Below are 10783 nucleotides of genomic sequence, written 5' to 3' on the forward strand. Positions count from 1 at the left end.
CAACGCCATGAATGCAGCCATCCAGCTACACGCCAACGCGGCCGATCTGAACGACGAGCAGGAAGCGTTCCGCGCCGCGGCGCGCGACTTCGCCGACAAGGAGCTCGCCCCGTATGCCGCGCAATGGGATGCGGAAAGCCACTTCCCGCGCGAGGCGATTGCCAAGGCCGCCGAACTGGGTTTCTGCGGCCTGTATACCGACGAAGGCGTAGGCGGCCTGGGCATGCGCCGGCTGGATGCGGCAGTGGTGTTCGAAGAACTCGCCACGGTCGATCCGTCCACCTCGGCCTTCATCAGCATCCACAACATGGCCACCTGGTTGATCACCAGCTACGGCAACGACGGCGTGCGTACGCAATGGGGCGAAGCGATGACCAGCGGCGCCAAGCTGGGCTCGTATTGCCTCACCGAGCCGGGTGCCGGCTCGGATGCGGCATCGTTGAAAACCCGCGCCCAGCGCGACGGCGATGCCTATGTGCTCAACGGCAGCAAGGCCTTCATTTCCGGTGCCGGCGCCACCGATGTGCTGGTGGTGATGGCACGTACCGGCGACGATGGCGCACGCGGCATCAGCGCCTTCGTGGTGCCGGCCGATGCGCCGGGCATCAGCTACGGCCGCAAGGAAGAAAAGATGGGCTGGAACAGTCAGCCCACGCGCGGAGTGACCTTTACCGATGTGCGCATCCCGGCCGGCAATCTTCTGGGCAAGGAGGGCGAGGGCTTCAAGATGGCGATGAAGGCGCTGGACGGCGGCCGCATCAATATCGCTGCCTGTTCGCTGGGCGCGGCGCAGGGCGCGCTGGATGCCGCGCGCCGCTACATGGGCGAGCGCCGCCAGTTCGGCAAAAAATTGGCCGATTTCCAGGCGCTGCAATTCAAGCTCGCCGACATGGCCACGCAGCTGGTGGCCGCGCGGCAGATGGTGCACACCGCTGCACGCAAGCTCGATGCAGGCAGCCACGATGCCACCGTGTGGTGCGCGATGGCCAAGCGCTTCGCTACCGATGCCGGTTTTGCCATCTGCGACGAGGCGCTGCAGATCCACGGCGGCTACGGCTACATCCGCGAATACCCGATCGAACGCCTGCTGCGCGACAGCCGCGTGCATCGCATCCTGGAAGGCACCAATGAGGTGATGCGCATGATCGTGGCGCGCCATCTGCTCAACGGCGAGGAGGAACTGCGATGAGCACTTGGGAAGGACGCGTGCATGCCGGCCTGCAGGTCGAGCGCGATGGGCATGTGGCCATCGTCACGCTGAGCAACCCGCCGGCCAACACCTGGACCGTGCAGAGCCTGGCTGCCTTGCGCGATCTGGTGCATACGCTCGATGCCGACCGCAGCGTGTACGCGCTGGTCATCACGGGCGAGGGCGAAAAGTTCTTCAGCGCCGGCGCCGACCTCAAGCAGTTTGCCGACGGCGACAAGGCCGCCGCGCGGGAGGCCGCGCGTCGCTTTGGCGAAGCGTTCGAGGCGTTGAGCGCCTTCCGTGGCGTGTCGATCGCCGCCATCAACGGCTATGCCATGGGCGGCGGTCTGGAATGCGCGCTGGCCTGCGACCTGCGCATCGCCGAACAGCAGGCGCACCTGGCGCTGCCGGAAGCCAGCGTCGGGTTGTTGCCATGCGCGGGCGGCACGCAGAACCTGCCGCGCCTGGTCGGCGAAGGCTGGGCCAAGCGCATGATCCTGCTGGGCGAGCGCATCGATGCCGCCACCGCCCACCGTATCGGCCTGGTGGAGGAGGTGGTGGGCAAGGGTGAGTCGCGCGCGCTGGCGGTAGCCTGGGCGCAGCGTGCCGGCAAGCAGAGCCCGGTGAGCGTGGCGGCCTGCAAGCGTCTGGTGCAATCCACCCGGCATGGCACGCACGCTGCCGCGTTGGTGGCCGAGCGCGAAGCCTTCGTTGACCTGTTCGAACAGGCCGACCAGGCCGAAGGTGTTGCCGCATTCTTGGAAAAGCGCGCACCGCAGTGGAGCAAGCGCTGATGGCGGAGGCAAGCGCAACCGACGAGGCGCCGGTGCTGTTCGAGCAGCGCGATTGTGCCGACGGGCATCGCATCGGGATCGCAACCTTGAATGCGCCCAAGACGCTCAATGGCCTTTCGCTGCAGATGACCCGGCTGCTGGATGCGCAGCTGCAGGTGTGGGCCGACGATGCGCAGATTGCCTGCGTGGTGCTGCGTGGCGCCGGCGACAAGGCGTTGTGCGCTGGCGGCGATCTGCACGGGCTGTACCAGAGCATGCGCGCGCATCGCGATGCGGTGCCCGATGCGGCCCAGCGCTGCGCACGGCCGCAGGACAATCCGCATGCCGCCGCATTCTTCGAAGAGGAATATCGGCTGGATCACCGCATCCATACCTATGCCAAGCCGCTGCTGTGCTGGGGGCATGGGATCGTCATGGGCGGTGGAATCGGCCTGATGTCCGGCGCCAGCCATCGCGTGGTCACCGAGCGTTCTCGCCTGGCCATGCCCGAGATCAGCGTCGGCCTGTTTCCCGACGTGGGCGGCAGCTGGTTGTTGCGACGCGTGCCGCACGGCGCTGGCCTGTTTCTCGCCTTGACCGGCGCGCCGCTCAATGCCAGCGATGCCATCTACGCCGGCCTGGCCGACGTGCGTCTGGAACATGCCCAATACAGCGCCGTGCTGGACGCGTTGAGCGCGCACGCTTGGACCGGCGACGCCGGCATCGACCGCGAGCAGTTGGGCACGTTTTTACAGGGCATCGCGCAGCCGCTGGAACCGGGCCCGCTGCAACTGCATGCGGCATTGATCGCGCAACTGGTGGCCGCCGACACGCTGGAGCAGGTGGTCGATGCGATCCAGGCCCTGCAAAGCGAGGACAGTTGGCTGCAGGCTGCACGTGCGAGCCTGGCCGCTGGCTCACCCGGTTCGGCACGGCTGGCATGGGAGCTGCAACGTCATCCCGGCACCGCCACACTGGCCGATACCTTCCGCACCGAGTACGTAGTGGCGCTGCATGCCGCCGCCCACGGCGATTTTGCCGAAGGCATCCGTGCGCTGCTGATCGACAAGGATCGCCAGCCGCAGTGGCAGCCGGCATCGCTGAGCGAAGCGGATACGCAATGGGCGGCGGCTTTCTTCAATGCGCCGTGGCCGGCTGCGCAGCATCCGTTGGCAGATCTTGGTGTGTATCAGACATGACGACCGCGTGCGTCGCAGGTTCGACGCGCCCACGTAACCGCCGCGCACGTTGCGTGCATGAAGCCGCTTGCGATCAAGCGCTGCGCGTGCGCCCGACAAGTTCGCTATTTGCTCCACTGTGGAGATCGACACGATGATCAAGATCGCTTTTATCGGCCTGGGCAACATGGGGGGGCCGATGGCCGCCAACCTGATCAAGGCCGGCCACCAGCTACGCGTCTTCGATCTGGTGCAGGGCGCACTGGATGCGGCATCGGCCGCCGGCGCGCACGCAGCAGGCTCGGCGCCCGACACCCTGGCCGATGCCGAGATCGTCATCTCGATGCTGCCGGCCAGCCGGCATGTCGAAGGCTTGTATCTGGGCGATGGCGGCATCCTGGCGCAGATTCCCGACGGCGCGCTGGTGATCGACTGCAGCACCATCGCGCCGGTTTCCGCACGCAAGGTGGCCGATGCCGCACGCGCGCGCGGGCTGGCGATGCTGGACGCGCCGGTGTCCGGTGGCACCGCAGGCGCCGCCGCCGGCACGCTGACCTTCATCGTCGGCGGTGCCGCCGACGCGCTGGAACGCGCTCGCCCGGTACTGGAGTCCATGGGCAAGAACATTTTCCATGTCGGCGACAACGGTGCCGGTCAGGTCGCCAAGCTGTGCAACAACATGGCGCTGGGCGTGATCATGGCTGCCACCGGCGAAGCGCTGGCGCTTGGCGTGGCGCAGGGCCTGGACCCGGCGGTGCTGTCGCAGATGATGGCGGTCAGCACCGGCCGCAGCTGGGCCACCGAGGTCTGCAATCCCTGGCCTGGCGTGCTGCCCAACGCGCCGGCTTCGCGCGGATACAGCGGTGGTTTCGGCAACGACCTGATGCTCAAGGACCTGGGCCTGGTGGCCGAATCCGCAGTGCAGGCCGGCGTGTCGATTCCGCTCGGCGAGCTGGCACGCAACCTGTACGCCATGAACAGCCAGGCCGGCAACGGTGCGCTGGATTTTTCCAGCGTGGTCAAGCTTGTGGCCAAGGTGTGAGAGCGACTACGACGCCCACCGCCAAGTGGGCGTCGCCAGCGTGGTAACGCGCCTTCGTATCGATAGGCGATCGAACAACGTCATCGCCAGGACGACATCACTCCACCGGCTGACGAATGCAGCGTGGTCGGCACATTGCCGCCACCTCTGCGGTGTTCGAGGGATTTTGTGGGCCGCTCCGAGTTGCCACCCGGCTTGGGCAACAAGGCGCCGCGCTCACGTGATGTGATGTCATCACGCACGGGTGTAATAGTCTCCGCCATCGCACGCGCCTAAGGTGCGCGCATCGCACAAGGCCACTGCACCCCATGGGACACGATCACAGCCACGCACCCAGCGAAATCCGCCACGAAGCACCGTTGTGGTGGGCGCTCGGGCTCACTGCCGCCTTTCTGGTGGCCGAGGTCATCGGCGCCTTCGTGTCCAACAGCCTGGCGCTGCTGTCGGATGCGGCGCACATGGCCACCGACACGCTCGGTCTGATGATCGCGCTGCTCGCGGTGCGGCTGAGCCGGCGCCCGGCGGACGCGCGTCGCACCTACGGCTATGTCCGTCTCGAAGCCTTGGGTGCCCTGGTCAATGGCGCGCTGTTGTTCGGTGTGGGCGCCTATATCCTTTGGGAGGCCGCACAACGCTTCCGCGCGCCGCAGGACATTTCCTCCAACGGCATGCTGCTGATCGCCGGCTTCGGCCTGGTGATCAACCTGGTCGCGATGAAGCTGCTGCATGCCGGCAGCGGCGAGAGCCTCAACGTCAAGGGCGCATACCTGGAAGTCTGGAGCGACATGCTCGGCTCGGTGGCGGTGATCATCGGCGCCTTGCTGATCCGCTGGACCGGCTGGCAGTGGATCGACCCGGTACTGGCCGTGCTGATCGGCCTATGGGTGCTGCCACGTACCTGGGTGCTGCTGCGCGAGGCGATCAACGTCCTGCTCGAAGGCGTCCCCAAAGGCATCGACCTGGCGCAGGTCCGTCAGGCCTTGACCAGCTATCCCGGCGTCGACGATGTGCACGACCTGCACGTCTGGGCCCTGGCCTCCAGCACGCCGGCACTCACCGCGCACGTGGTGGTCGGTGACAGCACCGACCGCGATCGCCTGCGCGACGCCCTCGGCACGCTGCTGCACGACCGTTTCGACATCGCCCACGTCACCTTGCAGGTGGAAAGCGGCGATTGCGGTACCGAACCCTGCGGCACGCCGAAGGGCGCGTCGGGCGCCGCACATGACGATCACCACGGGCACGCGCATGGGCATGGCGGACATTCCCACTGAGCGGTGGGTGTCGTCGTGGCTTGGGCGTGTTGCAGGTGTGCTGACGGGCAGGACGAGAGGCGGGCGCCAGCGCTCACGGCGTCACGACCGGCTGTCGCATGACCGCCTACGCCGTATGATCGGCGCGGGATGAGCTCTGCACACGGCGGGTGTCATGGCGGTAAAGGTCGGGCAGGTGAACGAGCGGATTGCCGAACTCGCGCAGGAGGCCGGTGCCGCAGCATCGACAGGGGACTGGCAGCAAGCCGAGGCGTTATGGCAGCGCGTGCGTCAATTGGCGCCGACGCACCCGCAGGCGCTGTATAGCCTGGGGGTTCACGCTTACCAGCGCGGCGACACGCAGGCCGCCATCGCGTACCTGGACGGCGCGCGGGCAGCCAGCCCGGCCGATCCGATGGTCGCGTTGACCATTGCCGTGGTGAAGCAGGCGCAGGGTGACCTGGACGGCGAATGGCAGGCCATTGCCGCTGCGCTGGCGCTGGATCCCTACTTTTTACCTGGCCTGCTGGCGAAAGCCGAGTTTCTGGAGGCGCGTGGCAGGCCGCGTGCCGCTGCCGGTGTCTACCGCGACGCCTTGACGGTTGCACCACCCCAACCACACTGGCCGGCCGTTCTGCGCCACAAACTCGCACGCGCCAGTCGGGCAGTGGAGCACGACACCTTGGAACTGGAGGCGCAGCTACGGACCGCGCTGCAGGTGCCGCGTCAGTCGGTGAATGCTGCGCTGCAGGGGCGGTGGGATGAGGCGGCGGCGATCGCAATCGGCCGATCCCGCCCCTTCCATTCCCAGTCCAACCGCCTGCTCATTCCGCGCTTGCCTGCATTGCCCTTCCATGACCCGGCGGCGTTTCCCTGGGTCGATGCAGTGCAGAGACAGACCGATGCCATCGCACAGGAGCTGCGTGCCGTCATGGCGGCCGACAGCGGCGGATTTGCGCCCTATATCGCCTACGCACCCGATCAGCCGGTGAATCAGTGGAAAGAACTCAACCACTCGCTGGCATGGAGCTCATACCCGCTCTGGCAACATGGGCAGCCTGTGGAGGCCCATCTACGAAAGTGTCCTGCAACCGCTGCCGCACTGGCAGCAGTCGATGCTGCACAGATTGCCGGTGTCTGCCCCAATGCGATGTTTTCGGTATTGGCGCCGCAGACGGTGATTCCCCCGCACCATGGCGAGACCAATGCGCGCCTGGTGGCGCACCTGCCGTTGATCGTGCCGGAAGGTTGCAGCTTCCGGGTGGGTTACGACTGGCGGCATTGGGAGATCGGCAAGGTCCTCGTGTTCGATGACTCGATCGAGCACGAAGCGCGCAACGAGAGCATGCAGGCGCGTGTCGTGCTGATCTTCGACGTGTGGAATCCTCAGTTGAGCGAGGAAGAGCGCGCCATGGTCAATGCCATGGAAGCGACCATCGCACGCCACCGCGCTGGATGAGTGCGTACCAGCCGGCGATCAGTCGTCGATCGCCACGCCCGCTGCTGCCAGTGCCTGCCGCAGCGGCCCGAGCTGGGCGGCGTACGCGCGCCAGCGGCCCGATGCCTCGGCATGCAACGGGCGGCGCACCTGCCAGTAGCTGGCGGTTCTGACCGCGTTGCGCGCGCGGTGGAACTCCAGGCACTGCGGCTCCCACGGCAGCTTCAGGAAATCGAGCAGCGCCCGCAGCGTAGGCTCCGGCGCGGCAACGAAGGCGTCGTAGTCGAAGCTGTGGATGCTGTCCGGATACAGCGACAGCCAGTGCTGCATCAATTGCGTAGATGCGCCATAGAAATGCCCGATGTCGTCCAGTCTGCCTGCATAGCCGAATCGGTGCGGATTGAGTTGCTGCATGAAGATCGACAGCCCGTTGTCCAGGGGATGGCGGCGTGTGTGTACGATCCTCGCGGAGGGAAAGAGCTGCTTGATCAAGCCGATCAGTTCAAAGTTGTCCAGCCGCTTGTCGGTGATGTAGCGCAACTGCGCGTGCTGCGGCACCGACAGCGCCACACGTTGCCGGTAACTGGCTGCCAACTGCGCCCTGGTCTGTGCAGGCAGGTCTTGCGCGGCTTGCGGAAACGGTGACAACGCTTGGGCAACCAGACGGGGCAGCGCGTCCAGCTCGCCCCCGGCGGCAATACAGGGATGACGCGACAGCACTTGTTCGAGCAATGTGGAGCCGGAGCGGAACATGCCGCAGATGAACAGCGGCGCCGGTCCGTTCTGCTCGGTGAACGGAGCAGAGCGCTCGCTCAACCTGGCGCCGTCGGCAAACACGGTGCGGATATGGCTGAAACGCTGTTGCGTCTGGGTGGGGTCGTAGCGGCGTGCCTGTGCGTAGCCATCACGGTTGGCCGCGCTTGCAGTCTCGAATGCGCGCTGGTGCAGCCCCAGGCGATCGTAAGCCTGCGCAAGCGCGTGCAAGACAATGGCCGACAACGCTGCCTCCTGGCCCGGCGACGCCACAACATGGGCAAGCCTGGCCAGGCGCGGATCCTGCGCATGCGCGGGTGGGTCCAGGTGCAGCAATCGCGCGTTCGCCTGCAGTTGCAGCGCGTGGATGGATGTGTCGGCGCCAGCGATCGCAACAAGTCGGGCATAGGCCGCGATCGCTTGATCGCGCGCGCCCATTTCCTCATGCAGGTTGCCGAGGTTGAGCAGCGCCGGCGGATAATCCGGATGGCACTGCAGCGCAAGCCCGAGTTCTTCGAGCGCCAGCCCATCCTGATGCAGATGGTCGCTCAACAGTGCGGCACGGTTGAGGTGAATCTGCTCCGGCTCCGAGGCGCCGCAGCGCAGGGCCTGCCCGTAAGCATCGAGTGCCCCGATTGCGTCGCCATGACGGCGGAGCAGGTAACCCAGGTTGTACCAGGCATCGGCGCAGCGGGGCTGTGCTTGCAGCACCTGTCGATAGGCCTCGGTTGCCTGCTGCAGATGTCCCTGCTGCAGGAGTTTTGTGGCCTGCTGCAAAGAGGCGTTCAACGCATGCTCCCGAAACATAGATGGAGAACCGGTATGGCTGCATGCTTGGGCAGCGTGCGCGGTGTGTCAATCGGCCTGCCGACGAAACCACGGCCGGTCCCGTACCCGGCCAAGCGCTTGCCTTGTATGCTCGGACATCGTCGACAGCGAAGACCTGCAATGCCCACGTGCAAATCCCTCGGAACCCTGCTGATGGTGTGCGCAACGAGCGCGGCGGCGCAGCAGGTGACCACGCATGCCTGTGCGTCGGTGCCCGATCCGTTGCCACGGCTGGCCTGTTACGACGCGAGCTTCCCGCCATCGCCTGAAGTGCGCGCCGCTGAAGCCGGCAGGGGGCTACGCGAATTCGGCCGCAACCCGGCGCAGGCATCGGCGATGTCGCCGGTAAAGCCGCCAGCACAGGTGAGCGCCACCGTGGTCACGGTGACCTATCGAGCCGACGGCACTCGCGTGGTTGTGCTGGATACACGGCAGCGCTGGGCGCTGACAGAAGCCACCAGCCGCGGTCATCTGGCCGAGGGCGATGCAGTGACAATTCGCACGGCTGCGATGGGGAGCTACATGTTGGTCACCCCGGGCGGCGTCGCACTGCGGGCCCGCCGCCTCGATTGACATCGCCGATACCAATATCCGTGACCGGGAGAGACCAGATTGACCGAAATCGAGCCCCAAAGCATCCTGCGTGACGGCTACCAGTTGTTGCGCCAAGGCCGCTATCGCGATGCGGTTGCACTGGCAGAGGATGCTTGTGCGCGCCATCGCGATGATGCGCATCTGCTTGAGTTGGCTAGCGAAGCCTGGCTGGCGAACGGCGATCCGGACGCCGCGGCCGAGCGCATCGCGCGTGCTGCAGCGGTTGCGGTGTCGCCGGTACCTCTCCTGATCAAGTACGGCAGCTTGCTGGTGCAGCTGCGCCGCCGCGACGAGGCGCGGCGCGTGGCCCGCCAGGCGCAGGCACTGTCGGCGGCGGACGGAGCTGCGCTGTGGCAGATCGGCACGCTTCATAGCGGCTGCCAGGACGTGGTTGCCGCACGCGACGCCTACCGGCAGGCGCTGACATTGCTCGGAGAGCAGCCGCGACTGATGTACGACCTTGCGACGATGCAATTTTTCAGCGGTGAGTTCGATGCTGCAGAGCGCATTCTGGATCGGTTGTTGCAGCTGGTGCCCAACGCCGGCGATGCGTTGTATCTGCGTGCCAGTTTGCGACGGCAGACCACGCAGCAGAACCACCTGGAGGATCTGCATCGCAGGTTGGCATCAGCCTCGTTCGATGCGCAGGCAAGGCCGGCAGCCCTTTTTGCACTGTCCAAGGAGCTGGAAGATCTTGGCCGGCACGAGGAGTCGTTTCAGACACTGACGATCGCCGCTGCCAGCAAGCGCGCGACCTTGCGGTACGACGTCGCTGCCGAGTGCGCACGGATCGCGGAGATAGGCGACGCCTACGGTCCGGAAGCGTTGCAGACGCTGCGCTCGGGGCAGGGTGGCGAGGGCGTCATCTTCATCGTCGGCTTGCCGCGCTCGGGCACCACGCTGCTTGAACGGCTACTCGTACAGCACGCTGACGCCCGTTCGGCAGGGGAGTTGATGGACTTCGGTGCGCTGCTGGGAGCTGCGACGTCGCCAATACTGTCAAGCAACCCGATGCTGACCGCGGCACAGGCATCGTTGCAGATCGATTTTGCCGCGCTCGGTGAGGATTACCTTCGCGGCGCGCGTGAGGTCGTTCATGGGCACCGGCTGTTGATCGACAAGATGCCGATCAACTATCTCTACTGCGGAATGATCGCAACCGCCTTGCCGAAGGCGCGCATCATCCACCTGGTCCGGGATCCGCTCGATACCTGCTACGCCATGTACAAAACCCTGTTCTACAACGCTTATCCGTTTTCTTACGCGCTTGACGAAATTGGCGAGTATTACCTGGCATATCAGCAGACGATGCGTCACTGGCATGCGCTGCTTCCGGGGAAGATCTTGGACGTGCACTACGAAGAGCTGGTACGCGATACGGGCGAACAGATTGCTCGGGTGTTGCAGTGGTGCGGGCTTGCCTCGCGCGAGGCCGTGCCTGAGATGACGGAAGTGGCCTTTGTCACTGCAAGTGCGGCGCAGGTACGCGGAGAGGTTCATCAGCGCTCGGTACATGGCTCACGCCGGCATCTGTCTGCACTCGGCACGCTCGTGAAGCGGTTGCAGATAGCAGGCATTGAAGTGCCGACGGCCAGGTGATCGGTGCAGCGGCCTCAACGGACAGATGATCGCTTGCTCGATGGCACTGCGAACCTGCCACCATCGCGTGATCTACGCACCGTTTTGGGGCTTTTGCGCACCCTTTCAGAGCATTGCTGAACGGGGCTTTAATTTT

Annotated in this window: 9 protein-coding genes; 8 read left to right on the plus strand and 1 reads right to left on the minus strand. The window is 65.7% G+C overall.

The annotated features are described in order from the left end of the window. Positions 1 to 7 precede the first annotated feature (7 nt). The 6 genes from VZ068_RS07290 to VZ068_RS07315 all read left to right on the plus strand — a co-directional run bounded on the left by VZ068_RS07290 (position 8) and on the right by VZ068_RS07315 (position 6894). On the plus strand, positions 8 to 1189 hold the full coding sequence (locus VZ068_RS07290) for an acyl-CoA dehydrogenase family protein (RefSeq protein ID WP_349657294.1): 1182 nt from the start codon (positions 8 to 10) through the stop codon (positions 1187 to 1189). Next, on the plus strand, positions 1186 to 1983 hold the full coding sequence (locus tag VZ068_RS07295) for an enoyl-CoA hydratase (RefSeq protein ID WP_259153344.1): 798 nt from the start codon (positions 1186 to 1188) through the stop codon (positions 1981 to 1983). Before VZ068_RS07290 ends, VZ068_RS07295 begins: the two co-directional genes overlap by 4 nt. Further along, positions 1983 to 3161 carry an enoyl-CoA hydratase/isomerase family protein gene (locus VZ068_RS07300; RefSeq protein WP_259153346.1) on the plus strand — a complete coding sequence of 393 codons (1179 nt, stop codon included), beginning with the start codon at positions 1983 to 1985 and terminating at the stop codon, positions 3159 to 3161. Before VZ068_RS07295 ends, VZ068_RS07300 begins: the two co-directional genes overlap by 1 nt. Before the next feature lie 118 nt (positions 3162 to 3279). After that, positions 3280 to 4182 carry a 3-hydroxyisobutyrate dehydrogenase gene (mmsB, locus tag VZ068_RS07305; protein WP_349657295.1) on the plus strand — a complete coding sequence of 301 codons (903 nt, stop codon included), beginning with the start codon at positions 3280 to 3282 and terminating at the stop codon, positions 4180 to 4182. A 308-nt stretch (positions 4183 to 4490) separates the two neighbouring features. After that, positions 4491 to 5456 (plus strand): cation diffusion facilitator family transporter, encoded by a 966-nt coding sequence (locus VZ068_RS07310; RefSeq protein WP_349657296.1) that lies wholly within the window; start codon positions 4491 to 4493, stop codon positions 5454 to 5456. Positions 5457 to 5610: 154 nt separating this feature from the next. After that, positions 5611 to 6894, plus strand: a complete 1284-nt coding sequence (locus VZ068_RS07315) for an aspartyl/asparaginyl beta-hydroxylase domain-containing protein (RefSeq protein WP_349657297.1) — start codon at positions 5611 to 5613, stop codon at positions 6892 to 6894. A gap of 18 nt (positions 6895 to 6912) precedes the next feature. On the opposite strand, the gene VZ068_RS07320 is transcribed toward VZ068_RS07315, so the two are convergent. Then, on the minus strand, positions 6913 to 8415 hold the full coding sequence (locus VZ068_RS07320) for a sulfotransferase (RefSeq protein WP_349657298.1): 1503 nt from the start codon (positions 8413 to 8415) through the stop codon (positions 6913 to 6915). 159 nt (positions 8416 to 8574) lie between these two features. On the opposite strand from VZ068_RS07320, the gene VZ068_RS07325 reads away from it, so the two are divergent. Together VZ068_RS07325 and VZ068_RS07330 are read left to right on the plus strand one after the other, a co-directional pair. Further along, positions 8575 to 9027: a type VI secretion protein gene (locus VZ068_RS07325; protein ID WP_259165984.1), complete on the plus strand. Its 453-nt coding sequence runs from the start codon at positions 8575 to 8577 to the stop codon at positions 9025 to 9027. Positions 9028 to 9066: 39 nt separating this feature from the next. Then, positions 9067 to 10647, plus strand: coding sequence for a sulfotransferase (locus VZ068_RS07330; RefSeq protein WP_349657299.1), 1581 nt, complete (start codon positions 9067 to 9069; stop codon positions 10645 to 10647). Positions 10648 to 10783 lie beyond the last annotated feature (136 nt).

This window comes from Xanthomonas sp. 10-10, from assembly GCF_040182365.1.
Classification (GTDB): domain Bacteria; phylum Pseudomonadota; class Gammaproteobacteria; order Xanthomonadales; family Xanthomonadaceae; genus Xanthomonas; species Xanthomonas arboricola_F.

Bases quoted from the DNA above. Each gene is read 5' to 3' on its own strand.
- VZ068_RS07290 (WP_349657294.1), top strand. From the start codon at position 8: ATGAATGCAGCCATCCAGCTACACGCCAACGCGGCCGATCTGAACGAC.
- VZ068_RS07295 (WP_259153344.1), top strand. From the start codon at position 1,186: ATGAGCACTTGGGAAGGACGCGTGCATGCCGGCCTGCAGGTCGAGCGC.
- VZ068_RS07300 (WP_259153346.1), top strand. From the start codon at position 1,983: ATGGCGGAGGCAAGCGCAACCGACGAGGCGCCGGTGCTGTTCGAGCAG.
- VZ068_RS07310 (WP_349657296.1), top strand. From the start codon at position 4,491: ATGGGACACGATCACAGCCACGCACCCAGCGAAATCCGCCACGAAGCA.
- VZ068_RS07315 (WP_349657297.1), top strand. From the start codon at position 5,611: ATGGCGGTAAAGGTCGGGCAGGTGAACGAGCGGATTGCCGAACTCGCG.
- VZ068_RS07325 (WP_259165984.1), top strand. From the start codon at position 8,575: ATGCCCACGTGCAAATCCCTCGGAACCCTGCTGATGGTGTGCGCAACG.